Origin of the sequence: Lentzea sp. HUAS TT2 (genome assembly GCF_051853195.1) — a bacterium.
Lineage (GTDB): Bacteria > Actinomycetota > Actinomycetes > Mycobacteriales > Pseudonocardiaceae > Lentzea.
This window is the reverse complement of the sequence record NZ_CP196667.1, coordinates 6,687,622-6,709,509: the sequence shown is the minus strand read 5'-3', so window position 1 is coordinate 6,709,509 and position 21,888 is coordinate 6,687,622. Positions and strand designations below refer to the sequence as shown.

18 protein-coding genes are annotated in these 21,888 nt (G+C 71.2%); 8 read left to right on the top strand and 10 right to left on the bottom strand.

What is annotated here, in order from left to right; genetic code table 11:
* Positions 1–67: 67 nt before the first annotated feature.
* The 3 genes from ACSHWB_RS32395 to ACSHWB_RS32385 form a co-directional block, all read right to left on the bottom strand.
* Complete coding sequence (locus ACSHWB_RS32395; RefSeq protein WP_439657075.1) at positions 68–3,115, bottom strand: NACHT domain-containing protein; 3,048 nt, start codon at positions 3,113–3,115, stop codon at positions 68–70.
* A 114-nt stretch (positions 3,116–3,229) separates the two neighbouring features.
* Entirely contained in the window at positions 3,230–4,033 is an 804-nt protein-coding gene (locus ACSHWB_RS32390) for an alpha/beta fold hydrolase (RefSeq protein WP_439657074.1), read from the bottom strand.
* Entirely contained in the window at positions 4,033–4,845 is an 813-nt protein-coding gene (locus tag ACSHWB_RS32385) for an LLM class flavin-dependent oxidoreductase (RefSeq protein ID WP_439657073.1), read from the bottom strand. The genes ACSHWB_RS32390 and ACSHWB_RS32385 overlap by 1 nt, the downstream gene beginning before the upstream one ends.
* A gap of 84 nt (positions 4,846–4,929) precedes the next feature.
* Between ACSHWB_RS32385 and ACSHWB_RS32380 the strand changes: the two genes are divergently transcribed.
* Positions 4,930–5,787, top strand: coding sequence for a LysR family transcriptional regulator (locus ACSHWB_RS32380; protein ID WP_439664710.1), 858 nt, complete (start codon positions 4,930–4,932; stop codon positions 5,785–5,787).
* On the opposite strand, the gene ACSHWB_RS32375 is transcribed toward ACSHWB_RS32380, so the two are convergent.
* Positions 5,784–6,014 carry a hypothetical protein gene (locus tag ACSHWB_RS32375; RefSeq protein ID WP_439657072.1) on the bottom strand — a complete coding sequence of 77 codons (231 nt, stop codon included), beginning with the start codon at positions 6,012–6,014 and terminating at the stop codon, positions 5,784–5,786. The genes ACSHWB_RS32380 and ACSHWB_RS32375 overlap by 4 nt on opposite strands.
* A 67-nt stretch (positions 6,015–6,081) precedes the next feature.
* Between ACSHWB_RS32375 and ACSHWB_RS32370 the strand changes: the two genes are divergently transcribed.
* From ACSHWB_RS32370 to ACSHWB_RS32355, 4 genes are all read left to right on the top strand, one after another.
* Positions 6,082–7,089: a pyridoxal-phosphate dependent enzyme gene (locus ACSHWB_RS32370; protein WP_439657071.1), complete on the top strand. Its 1,008-nt coding sequence runs from the start codon at positions 6,082–6,084 to the stop codon at positions 7,087–7,089.
* On the top strand, positions 7,086–8,207 hold the full coding sequence (locus tag ACSHWB_RS32365; RefSeq protein ID WP_439657070.1) for an ArgE/DapE family deacylase: 1,122 nt from the start codon (positions 7,086–7,088) through the stop codon (positions 8,205–8,207). Before ACSHWB_RS32370 ends, ACSHWB_RS32365 begins: the two co-directional genes overlap by 4 nt.
* Before the next feature lie 87 nt (positions 8,208–8,294).
* Complete coding sequence (locus ACSHWB_RS32360) at positions 8,295–11,822, top strand: nSTAND1 domain-containing NTPase (RefSeq protein ID WP_439657069.1); 3,528 nt, start codon at positions 8,295–8,297, stop codon at positions 11,820–11,822.
* Between the two features lie 237 nt (positions 11,823–12,059).
* Entirely contained in the window at positions 12,060–13,079 is a 1,020-nt protein-coding gene (locus ACSHWB_RS32355; protein ID WP_439657068.1) for a glycoside hydrolase family 5 protein, read from the top strand.
* Here the strand turns inward: ACSHWB_RS32355 and ACSHWB_RS32350 are convergent.
* Genes ACSHWB_RS32350 through ACSHWB_RS32335 form a run of 4 tightly spaced genes read right to left on the bottom strand, consistent with a single transcriptional unit; the run spans position 13,033 to position 16,677 of the window.
* A complete protein-coding gene (locus tag ACSHWB_RS32350) occupies positions 13,033–14,025 on the bottom strand; it encodes an acyltransferase family protein (protein WP_439657067.1) in 993 nt (330 codons plus the stop codon). The two genes, ACSHWB_RS32355 and ACSHWB_RS32350, sit on opposite strands and share 47 nt — an antisense overlap.
* Entirely contained in the window at positions 14,022–14,975 is a 954-nt protein-coding gene (locus tag ACSHWB_RS32345; protein WP_439657066.1) for a D-alanine--D-alanine ligase family protein, read from the bottom strand. The genes ACSHWB_RS32350 and ACSHWB_RS32345 overlap by 4 nt, the downstream gene beginning before the upstream one ends.
* Entirely contained in the window at positions 14,972–16,075 is a 1,104-nt protein-coding gene (alr, locus tag ACSHWB_RS32340; protein ID WP_439657065.1) for an alanine racemase, read from the bottom strand. The genes ACSHWB_RS32345 and alr overlap by 4 nt, the downstream gene beginning before the upstream one ends.
* Complete coding sequence (locus tag ACSHWB_RS32335; protein ID WP_439657064.1) at positions 16,060–16,677, bottom strand: M15 family metallopeptidase; 618 nt, start codon at positions 16,675–16,677, stop codon at positions 16,060–16,062. The genes alr and ACSHWB_RS32335 overlap by 16 nt, the downstream gene beginning before the upstream one ends.
* 167 nt (positions 16,678–16,844) lie before the next feature.
* Here ACSHWB_RS32335 and ACSHWB_RS32330 point away from each other — a divergent pair, with 167 nt between their 5' ends.
* Both ACSHWB_RS32330 and ACSHWB_RS32325 read left to right on the top strand, forming a co-directional pair.
* Entirely contained in the window at positions 16,845–17,696 is an 852-nt protein-coding gene (locus tag ACSHWB_RS32330) for an NAD(+)/NADH kinase (RefSeq protein ID WP_439657063.1), read from the top strand.
* A gap of 84 nt (positions 17,697–17,780) precedes the next feature.
* The gene (locus ACSHWB_RS32325; RefSeq protein ID WP_439657062.1) at positions 17,781–18,728 is read left to right on the top strand and encodes an alpha/beta fold hydrolase; all 948 of its coding nucleotides are present in this window, start codon (positions 17,781–17,783) and stop codon (positions 18,726–18,728) included.
* Here the strand turns inward: ACSHWB_RS32325 and ACSHWB_RS32320 are convergent.
* Positions 18,721–20,100, bottom strand: coding sequence for an MFS transporter (locus ACSHWB_RS32320; protein ID WP_439657061.1), 1,380 nt, complete (start codon positions 20,098–20,100; stop codon positions 18,721–18,723). The two genes, ACSHWB_RS32325 and ACSHWB_RS32320, sit on opposite strands and share 8 nt — an antisense overlap.
* A 117-nt stretch (positions 20,101–20,217) precedes the next feature.
* Between ACSHWB_RS32320 and ACSHWB_RS32315 the strand changes: the two genes are divergently transcribed.
* A complete protein-coding gene (locus ACSHWB_RS32315; RefSeq protein WP_439657060.1) occupies positions 20,218–20,865 on the top strand; it encodes a TetR/AcrR family transcriptional regulator in 648 nt (215 codons plus the stop codon).
* Here the strand turns inward: ACSHWB_RS32315 and ACSHWB_RS32310 are convergent.
* Positions 20,862–21,848, bottom strand: coding sequence for a helix-turn-helix domain-containing protein (locus ACSHWB_RS32310; RefSeq protein ID WP_439657059.1), 987 nt, complete (start codon positions 21,846–21,848; stop codon positions 20,862–20,864). The two genes, ACSHWB_RS32315 and ACSHWB_RS32310, sit on opposite strands and share 4 nt — an antisense overlap.
* Between the last annotated feature and the right edge of the window lie 40 nt (positions 21,849–21,888).

Here is a 21,888-nt window from a genome sequence, read left to right as displayed (position 1 = left end):
CGTTACCGGGCACCACCGACAAAAATGGACGGTCGAGCCTGGAGCCCCGCTCGAGCCGCGCTCGAATTCAGTCGAACAGGCCGATCTCGTACGCCACGGTCCCCGCGCGGTACACCAGATCGGGCCGAAGACGCTGCACCGTCTCGAAGTCCACCGAGTACAGCACCGTGCGGAGATCCACCCGACGGTGTGACGGGTGCCGGTAGCCCTGCTCGTGCAGTCTCAGCCACGCGTCGAGCATCGCCATCTCGGAACCGCGGTCCACGCGCGGCAGCCCGAGACCGTCGAACACGGCCAGCAGCTCCTCGTCCTCGCCTCCCCTGCCGATCCGGTCGCACAGCTGCACGGCGAACGCGCTGCTCTCGGCCAGCCCGGTCTTGGCCAGCTCCCCCAGGGTCTCCGCGCTCACCGTGATGTCCCGCCGCAGGCACTGCAGCACCAGGTCCGGGTAGATGCCTGCCCACTGCCGGTAGTGCGCGGCGCGTTCCCACGGCTCGACCGGCGAGGCGGCGAGCTGGATCAACGCCCGCGCGTAGTGCACGTCGTAACGGCTGTCCGGCAGGGCTTCGAAGGCGTGCCGGAACTCGTTGACCGCGCGGTCCCCGGTGAACCGGGCGTCCATCGCCGCCTCCCGCAACGACGTCCGCCCCGCCAGCCCGTCCGCCTCCACAGTGGCCGGTACCGAACTGCCGATCGCCAGCACGGCCACCGACGGCTCGACCCAGCGCACGTACAGCAGCTCGATCAGCGTGCTCCACTCCACATCGGACAGCTGCGACTTCCAGAACGTCGACAGCTTCGGCCAGTCGTCCACCCCGATGTCGCGCGACGAGCACAACGGCGTGAGCACGACCGAGAGCAGCACCAGGTTGAGGCTGTAGATCGCGTGCCGGGCGGGCACCGGGCGCCGCACCGGCTGGTAGGCGTCGAACGAACGCGCCCGCGGCAGCTGCGACAGCGCGAACAACCGCCGGACCAGCCCGGCGAGCTCGCCGCGTTCCTCGGACTTGTTCGCCTTCTCCACCAGGAACTCGATCACCGGCACGCTCGATGACAAGGGGGCGAACGACAGTAAGGCGTACAGGAAGCTGTCATCGGGCCGTGAACCGGTGATGCGCCGTGGCCTCGACTCGCTGTCGTGCAGATCCATGAGCGCGCACCACGTCAACCGCGCGACCAGGTACTCGCCGAAGGTCGCGTGCAGGAACTCGTAGGTGCGCAGCTCCTTCTCGTCACGGATGGCCTTCGCGCACTGCACGAAGAAGAACCGCCCGACGACCCGGTCGCTCTCGCTCAACGGCTTGCGCGGCCCCTGCCACGGCACGGGGTTGCCGCCGCGCAGCAACATCGTCATGTCCTCGTCGATGTCGCTCTCCGCCACCCACTGACCACCCCGGTGGAACACCGCGAAGGCGACGACCGACAGCCGTTCGAGCTCCCGCTCGACCAGGTCGAGATCGGACTCCCTGCCCACCTCGCGGCTCGCGAAGCTGCTCAGCAGCTCCTGGTACAGGTCACCGCGGCCGAGGCTGTCCTTCTGCCGCTGCAGCTCGTTCCCTGCGGCGTCGTAGAGGGCGAGCATCAGCAGGAGCAGGGGCTGTTCGGCCAGGACGCGGTGCGCGAGCACGTCGTCGATCGGCAACGGTTCGAGGCCGTGCTCGGCGAAGTAGCCCGCGTTCGACGCGTTCCACACGTTCAGCCACGCCGTCATGTTGCCCGTGGAGAACGGCACCAGCCGCAGCACGTCCGTGCCCGCAGGGATCCGCATCCCGCCTGCCACGCTGATCCTGCTCGTGACCACGATCGCGACCGGCCGTCCCGCCTCGGCGCGGCGGCGCTGGAACGTCTGCACGTTCTCCAGGAAGTCGCTCTGGGTCACCCCGGTCGCCTGCAACAGCTCGTCGAACCCGTCGAGCAGCACCACCGGCAACGCGTCGCCCGCGTCCCTGGCCAGCGCGGCGAAGCTGACGTCCTCCTGCAGCACGGCGCTCAGCCCCAGGTCGATCTGCCTGCGCAGGTCCGCCTCGGTCGCGACGGACCGCAGCTCGACCCGCACGGTCAGGAAGTCGCTCGCCGGAAGCCGCGCCGCCATCACCTTCGTGAGCAGGGACTTCCCCGAGCCGGGATCACCGAGCACGACCAGCGGGTGGGTGACGGCCTGGGGCGAGGTCAGGTAGCCGACGAGGTACTGGTGCAGGTCGGAGCGCCGGACGACCTCGTCCCACCACCTCAGCTGCGAGGGCGTGCACCCCGGTTCCGTCGAGCGGACCTGGAAGTCGGGGTCGACGTAGGCGTCCCTGGTCAGCGGGATCTCGAGCCCCTGCTGGACCTGGCCGGGGTCGATGACGGGCCGGTCGAGCACGGCCCGGTACCTGCGTGCGAGCTCGCGGCGGCGGTCGTCCGGCTCCGCGCCGATCCGCGTCCTCTCCAGGCTCTCCTCCAGCCGCGCCAGACCGGCGCTGACGTGCGCGTTGTGGTGGGCCTGCAACCAGTAGCCGAGCTCCGGGTACTGCACGGCGAGCTTGCGGACGAGCTCCTCGTAGTGGCGGACCGCGGGCCCCTGGATCCGCGACAGCACCGACGTCGTGTTGCGCTGCCCGGCCTCGTCCAGCAGCGGCCACACCGCCTTGTCCTTGAGCAGCGTCAGCAGCGCCTGTCCCGCCTGCGCGTACTGCTCGCGCAGCACCCCCAGGTTCGTCAGGTACGAGCGACTGGGGCTCGGCAGCAGGCCGGCGCCGTCGAAGATGCCGGTCAGGCCGACCAGCGCGATCTGGCCGGCCTTGTCCAGGTCGAGGTCCTTCAGCTTGAACGGCAGGTCGACGGCTTTGAGGGCCTCGAACAACCCGACGACCACGATCACGGTGTGCGCGGCGTGCAGGCGTTCGGAGTAGGAGTACCTCGCCAGCCCGCGGCGCTCGCCCAGCTTCAGCAGCAGCTGGTTGCTCAGCCGGACGAACTCGGTCTTGACGTCGAACCACCCCAGCAGGTCGGAGACGGCGAACGGGACGCCACCCAGCAGGGCAGTGCCAGCCAGCTTGTCGAGTGCGCTGACCAGCGCGTTGTCCTTCTTGCCGAGCAGCTTGACGGCGTCCGCGTAGCCATAGGTCTTTCCCACCCGACCGAGTCGACCAGTGATCCACCACCCCGCGGGGGCCGCGGGCGACGACAGGTCGTTTGGGGCCGTTGAACGGCATCGTGCGATCGGCTGAACGGACCAGCCGCAACGAAGTCATGTACTCGTGTGCGCGACGAGTGCGTCCACGAACACAGGCCACACCGGACGCGGCAGATCGTGCCCGACCGAGTCCAGCACCAGCAGCGACGCACCCGGAACGGCGTCCCGCAGCGCCTCACCGTGCGCCAGCGGATAGACCGGATCGAGCGAACCGTGCACCACCAGCGTCGGCGCGACGACGTCACCGAACCCACCACCGCGCGGCCCGTCGAACTCGATCTGGAAGTGGTTGGTCATCGCCGACTCCACGTTCACGGTCCGCGCCACGTCCTGAACCGCCAGCAGCCGCACGGCCTCCTCGTCGAAGTAGGGCGACGGGCCCGCGTAGGCCCGCAGCACCGACACGATGTTCTCGACAGCGGACGACGACGGCGCGGAAGAGGCCTCCAGGAAGGCGTCGGTCATCGGCGGCAACGAGGGATCACCGGTCGTGGTCGCCAGGAACGTCAGCGACGCCACCCGGTCCGCGTGGTCGACGCCCAGCCCCAGCGCGATCGCCCCGCTCATCGACCGCCCGACCACGTGCGCGCGTTCGACCCCCAGCGCGTCCAGGATCCCGACGGCGTCCAGCACCAGGTCCGACAGCGAGTACCCCGGCTCCCCCGGCGGATAGCTCACCGACAGGCCGGTGTCGCGGTTGTCGTAACGGATCACGAACCGTCCGCGAGCCGCGATCGCCGAACACAGCTCCGACTCCCACCACAACATGGACGCGCACGCGCCGTGGATCAGCAGTACGGCAGGGTCGGCAGGATCCCCGAACGTCTCGACGCACAGCTCCACCCCGTTGGCGCGCATCACCGCACCGCCGGTCCATCGCGCAGCACGCCGCGCACATGGTCCAGGGACAGTGAGGCGGGGTCGAACGCCGTCAGGCACCAAGTGGCGCCAGCGTCGGCATAAGGCGTGACGTCAGCGCCGGGTTCGACCTCGCAGACGTAGTCGAACGGCCCGTCACCCGTGCGCAGTGCCTCCACCTGTCCGACCGCGTCGGCGAACTCCCCGGCGGAGGACAGGTTGACGGGGAAGAAGCCGTCCAGACCGGCCGCACGACGCATCGGCCGTGCGTTTCCAGGAAAACCAGCGGCCCACACGGGCACTCCGGGCCGTTGCACCGGCCGAGGCAAGAACGTCACACCGTCCACTGTGTAATGCGTGCCGCGGTGGTGCACGGCCTCCCCTGACCACGCCGCCCGCAGGATCTCCAGCGACTCGTCCAGCATCTGCCCGCGCACCCGGTCGTCGCACTCCTCGCCGGTCCGTGAGAACTCGCCCGCGAACCGGTCGCTGCCGAGCCCCACCCCGAGCACGAGCCGTCCGCGGCCGAGCAGGTCCAGCGAGGCGGTCTCGCGGGCGAGCTTCACGGGCCGCCGCCGGGTGATGGCCGAGACCATCGGCCCGAACCGCAGCCGTGAGGTGGCCGAGGCGACGGCGGCGAGCGTGATCCACGGGTCAGCGACGTGCGTGACGGGCTCGCGCCACCGGACGTGGTCCCAGACGAAGAGCCCGGCCCAGCCCGCCTCCTCTGCCTCGGCGGCCAGCCGGGCCACCAGCAGCGGGTCGGCGAGCGCGTCGAACAGCGGTAACCAGAGAGCGCATCGTGGGTTCATGGGGCAACGCTAGAAACGAAAGAGCATTAACAAAAGCGATAGATTCTGCTCAGAACGACCAGCTCTGCTTATCATCAAGCCGTGATGGACCTCCGCCACCTGGCCACCCTGGACGCCGTGGCCACCGAGGGCACGTTCGGCCGCGCCGCCGACCGCCTCGGTTACACGCAGTCGGCCGTGAGCCAGCAGGTCGCCGCGCTGGAGAAGGCCGTGGGCGGCGCCGTGTTCGACCGCCCGGGAGGCCCGAAGCCGGTCCGCCTCACGCCGCTGGGCGAGGTCGTGCTGGCCCACGGACGTGAGCTGCTCGCCCGCGCCGCGGCCACCGAGGACGCCGTCGAACGGTTCAAGGCGGGCGAGGGCCGGGTCGACATCGGCACGTTCCAGAGCGTCACCAACGTCATCCTCCCGGCGGTCGTGCGCCGGCTCCTCGCCGAACACCCCGCCGATGTCCGCCTGTTCGAGGAGGAGACCGACCAGCCCAGCGCCGACGGACTGGACCTCGTCTTCTTCGACGGACGGGTCAGGGACGCGGACCAGATCAAGATCCTCGACGACCCGTACGTGCTGGTCAGCCGCCGCGGCCAGTTCCCGCAGGGCCCGGTCCCGCTGCACGCCCTGCACGGCACGCCGATGGTCGCCCAGCCGCCGATCTGCGACCAGGCCAGGGTCGAACGCGTCTACGCCGACGCCGGGGTGGCCCCGCTGATCGTGTTCCGCACGGCCGACAACCGCGGCGTGATCTCGATGGTCCGCGCCGGCATGGGCGTCGCCGTGATGCCGAAGCTCGCGCTCGACCTTCCCTCCGACGACCTGTCCACACACGACCTCGACCCGGCGCTGACGCCGCGTGAGATCTACCTGGCGTGGCAGGCGAACCGGACACTCTCACCGCTGGCCCAGCGCGTCATCGAGCTGACCCAGCAGGTCGTCAAAAGCCTCTAGTCACGCGGCCCGCGCAACGTCAGCACCACCCGCAGCACGTGCTCGACGGCCGCCGGGAACACCGCTCCCCGCAGCTCGTCGCGGTGCACCAGGGTCTGCCCGGCGAACTCGACCATGCGCTCGGGCCCCACCCGCCGCACCACGAGCGCGGCGACCTCCTCCAGGTCGAGGCGGGGGTTGTCGAGGCGGGTCAGCGCGAACTCGACGATCAGCTCCTCGTCGGTCACCCGGCACCTCCTCCCGCCACTCTTCGGATTCTTCCACCGATACAGGTCGAAAACATGCGCTGGACCGATGATCCGGACCACCAGCACGCTGTCGTGCATGAAGTTCTCGCGGCCAGAGGCCCGCAGCTGGCGATGCCCGCCCGCCCCCACCGAGGTGCGGGACTTCCACGCAGGACTGCCCGGCTACGCGCCCACCCCGCTGACCGAGCTGCCGGCGCTCGCCGCTGAGCTCGGGATCGGCCGCCTGTTCGTCAAGGACGAATCCTCCCGGCTCGGCCTGCCCGCTTTCAAGGCTCTCGGCGCCTCTTGGGCCGTTCACCGCGTTCTTCAGCATCAGTCCGGACAGGTCACGCTCACCACGGCGACCGACGGCAACCACGGCCGCGCGGTCGCCCGCATGGCCCGTCTGCACGGCCAGCGCGCCCACGTCTTCGTGCCGAACACCGTGCCCGCCCAGGCGATTGAGGCCATCCGGGCCGAGAACGCCGAGGTCACCGTCGTGGACGGCACGTACGACGACGCGGTCGCGATGGCCGCGAAAGCGGACGGGATCCTCGTGCAGGACATGGGGTGGCCCGGTTACGAGGAGATCCCCGCCTGGATCGTCGAGGGGTACGGCACGCTCTGCCACGAGATCGACGACCAGCTCGACGAGGAACCGGACCTCGTCGTGATCCCGGTCGGCGTCGGCTCGTTCGCCCAAGCCGTGATCACGCACTACCGCGGCCGCGACTCGCGCACGAGGCTCCTCGCCGTCGAACCCGACAAAGCCGCCTGCGTCCTCGAAAGTCTCCGCGCAGGCGACCTCAGAACGATCCCCACCAGCGAGACGATGATGGCCGGTCTCAACTGCGGCACACCGTCCGCGACCTCCTGGCCGTACCTGCGGAACGGCCTGGACGCCGCCGTGTCCATCTCCGAAGCCGAGTGCGCCCAGGCGCTCAAGGACCTCCACGCCCAGAACGTCCACTCAGGACCGTGCGGCGCGGCTCCCCTGGCCGGGCTGCGCGCACTCCGTGACGACCTCGGCGAGCTCGCCACCGTCGTGCTCATCAGCACCGAAGGACGCCCGTGAACCCACGCGATCTGCTGGCCGAGCTGATTTCCATCGACTCGGTCAACCCCGACCTCGTCCCCGGCGGCAACGGCGAACGCGAGATAGCGGACTTCTGCGCGGAGTGGTTCCAGCGCAACGGCTTCGAGGTCCACCGGCTGGAACGACGACCGGGCAGACCGTCCCTGGTCGCCGTCAGGAAGGGCACCGGCGGCGGAAAGTCGTTGATGCTCAACGGCCACCTCGACACGGTCGGTCTCGCGGGCTACGACGGTGACCCGCTCCAGCCGGAGATCAGGGACGGCAAGATGTTCGGCCGCGGCACGTTCGACATGAAAGGCGGCATCGCGGCCATGATGGTCGCCGCCGCCAAAGCCACCGAACGCCCCCTGCGCGGCGACGTGATCGTCGCGTGCGTGGCCGACGAAGAACACGGCAGCTCCGGCACGGAGGAGGTGCTCGACCACTTCACCGCCGACGCCGCCATCGTCACCGAGCCCAGCCACCTCGAGGTCACGCTGGCGCACAAGGGTTTCGTGTGGTTCGACGTCGAGGTCGAAGGCAGGGCCGCCCACGGCTCACGCCCGGAGCTCGGCATCGACGCGATCGCCAAGGCAGGCCACTTCCTCACGGCGCTGGAACAGCTGGGCCGCGACCTGGCAGACGGCCCGAAACACCACCTGCTCGGCACCGGCACGGTCCACGCGTCGCTGATCAGCGGCGGCGAGGAGGCCTCGACCTACCCGTCGGCCTGCCGGATCACCCTCGAACGCCGCACGGTCCCCGGCGAGTCCCCGCAGCAGACCGAGGACGAGCTGCGGACCATCCTCGACCACCTCACCGCCACCGTCCCGGACTTCCGCGCCACCCTCACCCGAGGCCTCGCCAGGGACCCGTTCGAGGCCGACCCGGACGCCGAGATCGTCCGCACGCTCGTCGCGAACCTGGGCGCGCCACCGGTCATCCGCGCCGAGCCGTTCTGGACCGACTGCGCCCTGCTGGACCGCGCCGGCATCCCCTGCCTGCTGTTCGGCGTCGACGGCGCGGGTGCCCACGCGGCCACCGAGCACGTGGACCTGGCCTCGCTCGACCGGCTGACCGAGGTCCTGACCGGCACGATCATCAGTTTCTGCGACTAGTGGTGTGGCCCAGAACGTTGCCGGCGCCAACGGGCCGGGCCACACCACTAGGCTCCGCTTCCCGGGAAGTACGAGGGGGAACCGGGAATGCCACGCAAGGAACGGCCGCTCGACACGGGTGACTCGGCGGTGCTCACGTTCGCGCGGGAGCTCAGGTCGTTGCGGGAGAGGGCGGGCAGCCCCACCTACCGCCGGCTCAGCTCGCTGACGCACTACTCGGAGGCGGCCCTGTCCCAGGCCGCCGCCGGGCGCAAGCTGCCGACGCTGCAGGTCACGCTCGCCTACGTGCGGGCGTGCGGCGGGTCGGAGGAGGAGTGGGAACGCCGCTGGTACGCCGCGGCGGCGGCCGAGCAGCCCGAACCGGACCTCAGCGCCCCGTACGCAGGGCTGACCGCGTTCGGGCAGGAGGACGCCGAACGGTTCTTCGGCCGCGACCGCCTGATCGACCGGCTGGCCCGTCAGGTCGAGGAGGAACGGGCCGTCGTGGTCGTCGGCGCGTCCGGTGCGGGCAAGTCGTCGCTGCTCAGGGCCGGTCTGATGCCCCGGCTCGGCGACCGGGCCGTGCTGTTCACGCCGGGTTCGACTCCCCTGGACGAGTACGCCAGGGCGGTCAAGGACACCGACCAGGACACGGTGCTCGTGGTCGACCAGTTCGAGGAGATCTTCACCCTCTGCGAGGACCGCGACACCCGCAGGCGGTTCGTCGACCGGCTGACCGAGCACCGGGTCGTGCTCGGCGTGCGGGCCGACTTCTACGGCCACTGCACGGACTTCCCCGCGCTGGTCGAGGCGATGGGCCGCGCCCAGATCACCGTCGGCCCGATGAGCACCGACGAGCTGCGCGCCGCGATCATCCAGCCCGCCCGGCGCATGGGGCACACCGTCGAGACCGCGCTGGTCGCCGAGCTCGTCGCGAACTGCGTCGAGCAGGCGGGCGCGTTGCCGTTGCTCTCGCACGCCCTGCTGGAGACCTGGCACCGTCGCAAGGGCAACACCCTGACGTTGCAAGGGTTCCGCGCCGCCGGTGGGTTCGAGGGCGCGCTGACCCGCACGGCCGAGTCGGTGTTCGCCGGGCTCACCGAACGGCAGCAGGAGCTAGTGCGGTCGTTGTTCATCCGGCTCACCGCGATCGGGGACGGCACCGCGGACACCAAACGCCACATCTCCCGTGGCGAACTCGACGACGAACCGGACGCGGCGCTGGTGCTGGAGGCGCTGACCACGCAGCGGCTGATCACGGTGGACCGCGACCGCATCGAGATCACGCACGAGGCGTTGATCCGCTGCTGGCCGCGGCTCAAGGAATGGCTGGCGGCCGACCGCGACGGCCTGCGCGCCCACCGCGACCTGGCCGAGTCGGCGGCGGTGTGGGAGTCGCTCGACCGCGATCCCGGCGCGCTCGTCCGGGGTGCGCGGCTCGGGGCGTTCCGGTCGTGGCTGCACGACCCGCCGCACCCGCTCACCGCGCGCGAACGCGAGTTCCTCACCAGCAGCGTCACCGCGGAGTCCGCCGAGCTCGCCAGCACCCGCCGGGGCCGGCGCCGGCTGCAGGTCCTGGCCGGCCTGCTGACCCTGCTGCTGATCGTCACGACCGGCATCAGCGTCATGGCGATGCAGGCCACCTCCGAGGCGACCCACCAGCGCAACAGCGCGCTCTCCCAGAAGGTCGCCCAGGACGCGAAACGGCTGCGCGCCACCGATCCCGCGCTCGCGGCCCAGCTCGCGCTCGCCGCCTACCGGCTCTCCCCCACGCTCGATGCCCGCGGCGCCGTGCTCAGCGCGTTCACCCCGTTCTACGCCACCCGCCTGACCGGCCACACCGACAACGTCAACGCCGTCGCGTACGCACCGCAGCGCAAGCTGCTCGCCAGCTCCAGCCGGGACCGCACGGTCGAGGTGACCGACATCGCCGACCCGCACCACCCTCGCGACGTCACGACGCTCGCAGGCCACACGGACAACGTCGTAAAGGTCGCGTTCAACGCCGACGGCACGATCCTGGCCACGGCCGGATGGGACCGCACGGCACGTCTGTGGGACTCGACCAACGGCACCTTGCTCGCCACCCTCAACCACAACGACCAGGTCAACGCCGTGGCGTTCAGCAGCGACGACCGGATCCTGGCCACCGGGAGCACCGACGGCGTCGTCCGGCTGTGGGACCTCACCGACCTGCGCGCCCCGCGCAAGATCACCGAACTGCCCCACCCCGACTCCGTCCTGTGCCTCGCGTTCGGCCCGGACGGCAGCCTCGCTGCCGGAACGGGCAACGGCAGCACCCTGGTGTGGGACCTCAAGACCAACACCTCGCGCACGCTGCCGGGGAAGGGGCCGGTCCACGCGGTCGCCATCAGCCAGGACGGCGCGAAGATCGCCACGAGCCACGACCGCGACGTGCAGGTCTGGCCCGGTCAGGGCGGCGACCCGCGCACCCTGTCCGGGCACACCGACGTCGTGCGCGGCCTGGCGTTCAGCCCCGACGGCCGCCTCGCGAGCACCTCGGTGGACCGCTCGGCCCGCGTCTGGGACCTGACCCAGCCCGACCCGCTCGTGCTGGCGGGCCACACCGCCGCCGTCGTCGCGGCCACGTTCGCCGGCACGACGCTGGCGACCGCGAGCGACGACCACACCGTCCGCATATGGGACCTGCCCGGCGAGCTTCTCCAGGCGCACAGCGATTCCATCTACTCCGTCGCCACGCACGGCGGGATCGTCGCGACCGGCGGCTACGACCGCACGGTGAAGCTGTGGGAGGACGGCAGGCTCCGGGCCGTCCTGGACGGCCCGGCCGACGCCGTCAACTCGGTGAAGTTCTCACCGGACGGCAAGACCCTGCTCGCCGCGAGTGCCGACCACCGCGTGCACAGGTGGGACATCAGCGGCACGCCGGTGAGGCTCCCCGACCTCGCCGGCCACTCCGACGCGGTGAACGCCCTGGCCATCAGCCCGGACGGCGCGACGATCGCCACCGCCGGCACCGACCGCACGATCGTCCTGTGGGACGCGCGGACCGGCGCCTCGCTCGGCACCCTGCGCGGCCACGGGGACACCGTGGAGGCGCTCGCGTTCAGCCCCGACGGCCGCCGCCTGGCCAGCGGCTCCGGCGACTTCAGCGTCCGGGTCTGGGACGTCGCCTCGCGCCGGGTGACCACGCACCTCAGCGGCCAGTCGCACGCCGTCAAGTCGGTCGCGTTCAGTCCGGACGGCCGGCTGCTGGCCACGGGCAGCACCGACTTCGCCGTCCGCTTGTGGGACGGCACCACCCTCGTCGCCGAGCTCACCGGCCACACCGACACCGTGCACGCCGTCACGTTCTCCCCCGACGGCGCCACCCTGGCCAGCGCGAGCGCCGACCACGACGTGCGGCTGTGGAGCGTGGCCGGCCGCACCCCGCTCGCCACCCTGTCCGGCCACACCGAACGGGTCTACGCGCTGGCGTTCCGGCCCGACGGCCGCACGCTGCTCAGCGCGGGTGGCGACCGGACGGTCAGAGCGTGGGAGGCCGACGCCGGCCACGCCGGCGAACGCATCTGCGCCGCGGTGTCGCCGCCCCTGTCCGCCCCCGACTGGAACCGCCACTTCCCGGACGTCGACCCCACCCCGCTCTGCCCGTGACCGTCAGATCGACGATCTCGGCAGACCCACCTCGTCACTCATGACGCTCCCCCTTCTCCGGCCTCTCCTGTGTAGCCGGAGAAGGTTCTTCACGGTCGAGGCCGTGAGCTGAAGAAAGAACGCTGAACAACGCCGCGATCTTGACGTACTTCGAACAGAACCCGAACCAGACCCTTCGTCGGGTGCGGCACCGTATCGCCCCGAACGGTTCTGACCGATCTCGAGAGGGGAATTCTCATGAGGCTGAGACGGGTGATCTTCGGCGTCACGACCGCCGCGGTGCTGCTGGTGACCGGTGTTCCGGCGACGGCGGCCGCACCGGCGCGGCTCTCCGTGTCCGGGGCGGACGTGGTCGACCCGGCGGGGGACCCGATCGTGCTGCGGGGCTACAACTGGGGGCAGTGGGGCACGGTCCAGCAGCAGGACCCCGCGGACAACGTGGCCGCGGGCGCGAACTCGGTGCGCATCCCGTTGCGCTGGTGGGGTGAGTGGAAGGACGGCGTCGACAGCCGCGACACCGACCCGGGCAACCTCAGCCACATCAAGCCCGGTCACCTCGCGTTGCTCGACCAGACCGTCGAGCAGGCGAGCGCCGCGGGCCTGTGGATCACGCTGTTCGTGGACTCCGACCACGGGCAGGGCGCGGGTGGGCGTCCCGACAACTTCTGGACGAACGCCGCGATGAAGCAGCAGTTCAAGGAGGTCTGGCAGTTCCTGGTGCGGCGCTACAAGACCAAGGCGTACGTGGGAGCGTTCGAGATCCTGCCGGAACCCCAGCCGATCGGGGTGGACGACGCCGGGGTGAAGGCGTTCTACGACGAGATGATCGGCGTGATCCGCGGCATCGACCGCCGGACCCCGATCGTCGTGGGACCCAACGACAACTACAGCTGCGCGCACCTCGAAGGCGCGTACACGACGGCGGACACCAAGGTCGTCTACACCTGCAACTACTTCATCTTCTCCGAGCCGCTCAACCGGATCGGGCAGATCACCGGTTTCCGCACCGACCACGACGTGCCGGTGTGGATCAACCAGGTCGGCGTCGAGAGCGGTGACGACGACGCGAGGTCGAAGGCCCGCAAAGTGCTGGGGGCCTTCGACGACAACGGCATCGGCTGGGCGTGGTGGACGTACCGGATCAGCGGCACCAACCCGGACACGCACGGCGTCTACTACGCCGACCCCACCGCGCCGGACGGCTGGCGGGTCAAGCCGGCCTGGCTCGCTCTGGTGAACGGCTACCTCGCCGCATGACCGGTTCCTCGACGTAACGCCAGCTGAGCGCCGCCGCCACGACCGTGAGCACCGCCGCGATCGGTCCGGCGGCGGCGCCCAGCTCCGGCCGCAGCCACAACGTCAGCGGGTAGTTCCACAGGTAGGCGCCGTAGGACAACGTGCCCAGCACCACCAGCGGGCGGATCGGCGTCGCCACCTGCTCCCACTTCGACCAGGCCAGCAGCAGCACCGCCGTGCACACCGCGATCGCCGGCCCCGCCACCAGGTAGGTCAGCACATGACCCCGCAACGGCACCACCGAGAGCACCGCCAGCCCGGTCAGCGCGATCGGCACGGCCCACCGCGGTGCGCTGGTCAGCCTGAGCCTGGTCGCGGCGCCGATCACGAAGCACACGAACCACGACGTCGGCAGCGCGTAGGCGTTGTCGGCGTTCGGCCACAGCCAGACGAGCGTCGCCGTGCAGGCCGCGAGCGCGCCCAGTGCCGTGACGACCAGGACCGCGCCGGTCCGGTTGCGCACCCAGGCGAACGCCAGCAACGCGGGCCACAGCAGGTAGAACTGCTCCTCGGTCGCGAGCGTCCAGCCGTGGAACGCAGCCGGGCTCACCCCGCTGATCGGCAGGTTGCCCGTGAACGTCACCAGCACGATCACCGTCTTGAGCAGCTTGTCCCGCTCCCCCAACGGATCGAACACGAGCGTGACGACGGCGAAGATCACTGTCAGCGCTGTCAACGCGGGCAGCAGCCTGCGAGCGCGGCGCAGGTAGAACCGCTTGAAGTCGACGCGCCCGGTGTTGGTCAGCTCCTTCTGCAGGACGCCGGTGATCAGGTAGCCGCTCAGCGTGAAGAACACGACCACGCCGACCACCCCCGCACCGGGGAACACGTCAGGGAACGCGTGGCGCAGCATCACCAGCAGAATCGCGATGCCGCGCAACACGTCCAGCCCTGCGATGCGCTTCACCGCATCGCTCCCCGGACGAGCTTGTCGAGCAGGTCCGGATAGGACAGTCCGGCGGCCGCGAACATCTTGGGCACCTGCGACTCCGCCGTCATGCCCGGCATGGTGTTGACCTCGTTGAGCACCAGGCCGTCCTCGGTGAGGAAGAAGTCGACCCGCGCGAGCCCGCGGCAGCCGAGCGCCTCGTAGACCCTCAGCGCCGCGTCCTCCAGCGCCTTGAGCTCGGCGTCGGCCAGCGGGGCCGGGATCACGAACTCGGCGCTGCCGTCGTACTTCACGGTCGTGTCGAAGAGGCCGGGCACCCGGATCTCCAGCGGCGGCCCCGTCCTGCGGCCCTCCTCCGGGTCGTCCAGCACGGCGATGTCGATCTCGCGGCCGGTCAGGACCTCCTCGACGAGCACGCGGTCGTCCAGTTCCAGTGCCTGGCGCACGGCGGGTTCGAGGTCCTCCTCGCGCTCGACGAGCGTCACCCCGAAGCTCGATCCCGCCGCCACCGGCTTCACCACGACAGGGCCGCTGAAGTCCACAGTGGACGCGTTGGTGACCAGCACCCCCCTCGCCGTGCGCACCCCGACGGCCTCGGCGACGAGCTTGGTGGCCCACTTGTCCATCGCGAGCGCACCGGCCCGCAGCGGTGAGCCGGCGTACGGCACACCCGCCAGTTCGCACAGGGCGGCCAGCGTGCCGTCCTCGCCCAGCGGGCCGTGGACCAGCGGCAACACGACGTCGCAGGTCGCGAGCACGTCGAGCGCGGCGGCGAGGCTGCCGGACGTCAGCGTGTCGAGCACCTGCCCGCCCGGCCCGTGCCACCGGCCGTCACGGCCGATCGTGAGCGGCACCGCCTCGTACTTCACCGGGTCGAGCGCCTTGCGCACCGACTCCGCCGACGCCGCGGAGACGTCGTGCTCGCAGTTCTGCCCGCCGCCGATCACGGCGACGCGGATGCCCCTCATCGAACGTTCCTCCGCACCCTCGCCCCGATGCCCGTCACGATCTCGTGCGGGATCGTGCCCGCCCAGCGGGCCCAGTCCGCCGCCGTCGGCTCGCCGTCGTCCCCCGGCCCGAACACGACCGCCTCGTCCCCCGGTTCCACCACGTCGTCCCCGACGTCGACCACGACCTGGTCCATCGAGATGACCCCCGCGACCGGGCGGCGCCGCCCGGCCAGCCACACCTCGGCGTTGCCGGAGGCGTTGCGCGGCAGGCCGTCCGCATAGCCCACCGGCAGCAGCGCCAGCGTCGTCGCACGTTCCGTGACGTGCGCGTGCCCGTACCCGACCCCGGTTCCCGCCGCGACCCGCCGCACCTGGACCACCGGCGCCGTGAACCGCAGGGCGGAGCGCAGCCGGGTGGTCCCGGACGGGTCGATCCCCACCAGTCCGGCCCCGATCCGGACGACGTCAAGGTGAGTACCGGGGTCGGTCAGCGCGGCGCTCGTCGCCGCCAGGTGCCGCACCGACGGCCGCAACCCCGCCTGGCGCGCCATCTCGATTCCCCGCAGCAGCGCGCGTTTGCCGGACTCATTCGATCCAAGAATGTCGGCACAAGGCAGATGTCCCATCACCCCGACAACCGAGACCCTCCCGGCCAGTTCCGCACGACGGGCCGCCGACATCAGCGACAGCCAGGTCTCCGGCGCGGCCCCGTCGCGCGCCATCCCCGTGTCCAGCTGCAGGTGCACCCGCACCCCGCCCTCCAGCGCCGCGAGGTGTTCCAGGCTCGGCACGCTCAGGTCGATCCCGTACCGCACGGCCGTGCGCACGTCCACGTCCACCGGGTTGAGCCAGCTGAGCACGGGAACGTCCACACCGGACTCCCGCACCCCGGCGGCCTCGGCGAGCGAGGTGACCCCGATCCAGGTGGCGCCCGAGGCCACCGCCGTGCGGGCGACGTCGCCGAGCCCGTGCCCGAACCCGTCGGCCTTCACCACCGCCATCACCCCGCCGCGAGCCCACGAGACGAACCGCCTCGTGTTGGCGGCCACCGCGGCGAGGTCGACCGAGAGCGACGGCTCGGCCGAGGCCTGCCGCAGGCTCGTCACGCGCGCGCCCACGCAGGCACCTCCACTGGTCCGTAGACGGCGTGGTCAGCACCGGTCAGCAACGCCCAGTAGCGGTCACCGTAGGACCAGTGCCACCACTCGGTCGGGTAGTTGACCAGCCCGGCCGCACCGAGCGCCCCGGCCAGCACGGTCCGGTTGTGCAGGGCCTCGTCGTCGACCGGCGCGGCGAAGAAGCACGCGCCGTCACTCTCCTCAGGGGTGGCGTCGACCTCCGTACCCATCCACAGCTCCGCACCCGACGTCGTGACCAGCGTCAGGTCGACGGCCGCGCCCGCGACGTGCGGCGCGACGGCCAGCGGCGCCACGAACCGGCTGGACAACCGGTCGAGCTCGACGGTGTCGGCGGCCGGGTGGAGCTCACGCAGCTCGGCCGTGTACCGCTGGATGATCGCGCTCTGGTCGGCGGTGGTGCGGTGCCCCTCGATCACCCGCAGGTCCACACCGGACGGAAGCAGCGCGCGGGCCACGTCGAGCCGCCGCGCGAGCCCCTCCCTCACCAGCACGCCGGGCGCGTAGTCCAACGGCACCAAAGGATCCCCGTTGTCGAGCACTCGGACGGCGCGCACGACCGGATCGGCTAGCAGGATGGTCATGCAGCCAACCTAGGAACGCGGGTCCACTCAGGACTCCCCCTCCAGGCCACGCCCGCACGCCGAACGGCCGGTTCGGCGCCACGAACATCGGCCGTTCGGCTGAGAACCCGCACGCCGCCCGGGAATTCGGCAGACTGGTGCTGTGACCCGACAGAGGACGATCTGACGTGCACGCCGCCGGCCTGGTGCTGCACCCGCAACGAGACTCCGCCGCCGCCGTCGAGGCAGTCCTCGGCTGGGCGACCAACCGCGGTGTCGAGATCCTCGGCATCTCCGACGAGATCCAGCGCCTGCGCTGCGAGGCCACCCCGGTCACCGCGGCGGAGCTGGGCCGCCGCTCCGACCTGCTGGTGAGCCTCGGCGGCGACGGCACGATGCTGCGCGCGATGCGCATGGCCGACGGCGAACGCGCCCCGGTCCTCGGCGTCAACCTGGGCAAACTCGGCTTCCTGGCCGAGGTCGACGTGCCGGACCTCCCGGCCGCGTTGAGCGCGATCGACGCCCACGACTTCACCGTCGAACCCCGCCTGGCCATCGACGCGCGGTTCAACGACCAGCAGGTCACCGCCTTCAACGACATCGCCGTCGTCCGCATCCCCGGCGAGGGCAGCGCCCGCGTCGCGGTGAACGTGGCGGGCCAGCCGTTCGTCAGCTACGCCGCCGACGCCGTCATCGTCGCCACCCCGACCGGTTCCACCGCGTACAGCTTCTCGGCGGGCGGCCCGATCACCAGCCCGTCCGTCGAGGCCCTGCTCGTCACCCCGGCCTCACCGCACTCCGCCTACAACCGGGGCGTCGTGCTGTCGGTGCGCGACGAGGTCGACCTCGACCTGCTCCCGACCAGCGGCCGCCTCGCCGTCGAGGTGGACGGCATGGTCGCGGGCTACGTCGAACCGGGCCAGCGGGTGTCGCTGCGCGGCAGGGCCGCCGCCGCTCGGGTGGTGCGGCTCGGGATGACGACCTTCTACCAGCGGGCGCGGCGCAAGCTGCGGCTCACCGACTCGGCCGAGCTGGGCTGACGCACCTCGTCCCCTGATCTCCACCCGTGCTCGAGCGCGGCTTGTTCGGATGTCCGCGCCGAGCAACGGATGGGGGCAAGGGACATGGAGCTGAACAGGCGCAGGGTGTTCGCGCTGGGTGCGGGCGCCGCGCTCGCGGCGGGCACCGGGACCGCCGCCGCGGACACCGGGAGACAGGCGCCCGAGCCGAACCTCCCCGGCTTCAAGCACAACTACGCCACGGTCAACGGGGTGCGCCTGCACTACGTCACGGGCGGCAGGGGCGAACCGCTGCTCCTGCTGCCGGGGTGGCCGCAGACCTGGTGGCTGTACAACAAGATCATGCCCGCGCTCGCGACGAGGTTCCGGGTCATCGCGGTCGACATGCGCGGTCAGGGCGGGTCGGACAAGCCAGCGGGCGGGTTCGACAAGAAGACGATGGCGACCGACATCCACGAGCTCGTCAAGAAGCTCGGGTACGACAAGGTCAACGTCGTCGGGCACGACCTGGGCAGCATGGTCGCGTTCTCCTTCGCGGCCAACTTCCCCGCCGCGACGAAGAAGGTCGCGTTCATGGACGTGCTGCACCCCGACGAGAGCTTCTACCAGATCCCGCTGCTGCCGCCGCCGGGCGGATTCAGCCTGTGGTGGTTCGCGTTCAACCAGGTCATGGGCCTGCCGGAGCAGCTGCTGGCCGGCCGGTTCCGGTACCTGGTCGACTGGCTGTTCGCGAACACCGCGTTCACGCCGTCCGCGATCGACGAGCGCTCACGGCAGATCTACGCGCGCAACTACAACTCGCCGGAGGCCATCCGCGCGAGCAACGGCTGGTACCAGGCTTTCCACCAGGACATCGCGGACGGCAAGACGTACGCCAAGCTGGTGCCGCCGGTGCTGGGACTGGCCTCGATCTCGTCCTACGACCAGTTCCTGGGCGCGCTGCCGAACGTCGCGAACCAGTTCGAGGTCGTGCGGGTCGACGGGTCCGGCCACTGGCTCGCCGAGGAGCAGCCGGACTTCGTCGCCCAGGAGATCACGCGGTTCTTCAGCTGACGGCACGCACCGGACTCGCCGAGGGGATGAACGCCGCGACCGCGACCGCCAGGAGCGCGGTCGCGGCGCCCAGGCCCAGGATGAGCTGGAAGCTGAACGGCGGGCCCACCTGCGTGAGCACCACGCCCGCCACCGCGCTCGACACCGACGTGCCGATCGCGCGCATCAGCGCGTTGAGGCTGTTGGCCGCGGCGGTCTCCGAGGTCGGCACGGCGCCCATGATCAGGGCGGGCATCGCGCCGTAGCCCAGGCCGATGCCGGCGCCGATGACGGCCGAGATGATGACCAGCTGCCACACCGCGGTCAGCATGAAGATGCCCGCGCCGTATCCGACAGCGACCACGAGCGTGCCGAGGATCAGGGTGGCACGCGGGCCCCGCGCGTTCGAGATCCGTGCGGCCACCGGTGACGTCGCCATCATGACCAGGCCGGACGGCACCAGCACCAGGCCCGTGACGAGCAGCGACTGCCCGAGCCCGTGGCCCGTCGAGACCGGCAGCTGCAGCACCTGCGGCAGCACCAGCGACTGCGCGAACATGGCGAACGCGAACACCAGCGACGAGATGTTCGTCAGCAGCACCTGACGCCGGGCCGTGGTGCGCAGGTCGACCAGCGGCCGCGGTGACCGCAGCTCCCACCAGCCCCACAGCCCGAGCACCGCGGCCGCCACGACGAACAGGCCCGTGACCGCGCCGCCGTCCCACACCGACGCCTTCGACACCCCGAGCAGCAGACAGACCAGCGCGACCGACAGACCCGCCGCACCGAGGAGGTCGAACCGCCCACCGCTGCGGACCGGGGACTCCGGCACGCAGACCAGCACCGCGGCCAGCACCAGGGTGCCGACGCCCGCCGACGTCCAGAACAGCATGTGCCAGTCGGTCTGCTCGACCAGGATCGCCGCCGCGGGCAGGCCGAGCGCGCCGCCGACACCGAGCGAGGCGCTCATCAGCGCGGTCGCCCCGGCCAGCCGTTCCACCGGCAGTTCGTCGCGCATGATGCTGATGCCGAGCGGGATGACACCGACCGCCAGCCCCTGCACCACGCGCCCGACGACGAGCGGCACCAGCGAGTAGCTCAGCGCGGCGATCACCGAGCCCACGACCAGCAGGATCAGGCTGACGACGAGCATGCGGCGCTTGCCGTACATGTCGCCGAGCCTGCCGACGACGGGGGTCGCGACCGCGCCGGCCAGCAGCGTCGCCGTGATCACCCAGGTGGTGTCGCCCGGCGAGGAGTTCAGCAGTGCCGGGAACCTCGGCAGCAGAGGGATGACCAGGGTCTGCATCAGCGCCACCGTGATGCCGCCGAGTGCGAGGACTGCCACGACGACGTTCGGACGGGTCACCGGAGGCGTTTCTTCGAGGAGCACGGGACCGAGTCTAAGTCAGTCACTTGACTTAATCTGGAGCGGGCAGGCATCTTGAACGCCCCCTGCGCAGGATGTCCGCGATGTCCGGAGCAGCTCCCGGTGGAAGATGGTGACGTGATGAGCAAGGTCGACAACCCGACGAGGGCCGAACGGGCGCACGCCACCCGCGAGCTGATCCTGACCGCGGCGGAGCGCCTGTTCGCCGAGCACGGGGTGCTGGCGGTCTCGAACCGCCAGGTCAGCGAGGCGGCCGGACAGGGCAACAACACGGCGGTCGGCTACCACTTCGGCACCAAGGCCGACCTCGTCCGCGCCATCGCGCGCAAGCACCTGGCCCAGGTCGAGGAGATCCGGCAGCGGATGGTCTCCGAACTGGGCGACTCCCCCGGCCTGCGGGACTGGCTCAGCTGCCTCGTCCGCCCGGTCACCGAGCACCTGGACGCGGTCGGCAGCCCCACCTGGTTCGCCCGGTTCGGCGCGCAGGTCATGACCGACCCGACGCTGCGGCCGATCATCATCGAGGAGACGCGCTCGTCGCCGTCGCAGGTGCGCATCCTGGCGGGCCTGAACTCCTGCCTGGCGGGCCTGCCGGACGACGTGCGCGCCGAACGGCACGACATGGCCCGCCAGCTGCTGGTGCACATGATCGCCGAACGCGAGCGCGCGCTGGCCGAGAACACCCCGACCCCGCGCGCCAGCTGGGCCGACGCCGCGACCGGTCTCGTGGACGCCCTCGTGGGCCTGTGGCAGGCGCCGGTCTCCTAGGCGTTGTCCCGCAGGCGCCGCAGCATGAGGGCGAGGTGAAGACGGAACCGTCCGGGTGCCTCGTCGAGATCGAATCCCAGAAGTGCTTCGGCGCGGGCGAGCCGGACGGTCATCGTGCTGTGGTGCCGGTGCAGCACCGCCGCGGCCTTGCGCACCGAACCGGTGGCGCACAACGCGTCCAGCATCGTGATCATGCCCGGTTCCGCGGCCAGCCGGTCGAGCGCGCGCACGTCCGGCAGCGCCGCGATGTCGGCGGAGTCGAGCTGGTCGGCGAGAAGTGCCAGCCCGCCAAGCCTTTCCCACCACACCACCGGTTCACCGTCCGATGTGTACCGCAACGCCGTGCGCGCGGCGTGCCACGCCCTGGCCGCGTCGATCGCGGGCAGCAGCGGCCCGACGCCGAGCCGCCCGTCCACGGCGGGGACCTCGGTGCTCAGCACCGCCCGCACGTCGCCCAGCAGCACCGACCGGCCGGGCACCTCGCCGGTCGCCGCGAGCACGCGCAACGGTGCCGTGGCGGCGATGCCGAGCAGGTGCAGGGCGCGGGATCGTTCCGCGGTGCCAACGCTTTCGGACAGCACCAGCTCGATCAACGCCGGATCGCCCAGCTCCGGCAGCGGCACGCTGGAGTGCTCCAGCAGCACAGCGGCGGCGATCGCGAACCGTTCCAGCAACATGTCGTCCAGCGGCGCGGGCGTGCCCTCGCGCGCGACCCAGACCTCCACGCCGCCTTCGAGAGCGCGGACGGAGGCCCGCGCGGGCACCGGGCCCGCCGTGACGGCACCACCGGCGTCGGCTCGCAGCGCCAGTCCCTGTCCAGGCGCGCTCAGGCCGACCGGGCACCCGGCGAGTTCGGACGTGCTGCGCACCAACGCGTCCAGGCCCGCGCGCTCGGTGATCAGGCGATCGAAGAACCCGATCACCCTCACCGCGCTCTCGGCGTCGGCGTCCAGCCCGGACAACCTCAGCAGCAGGCCTCGCATCACGCCACCATAGCCCCGACAGGTGGCTGGGCGGAGGCCC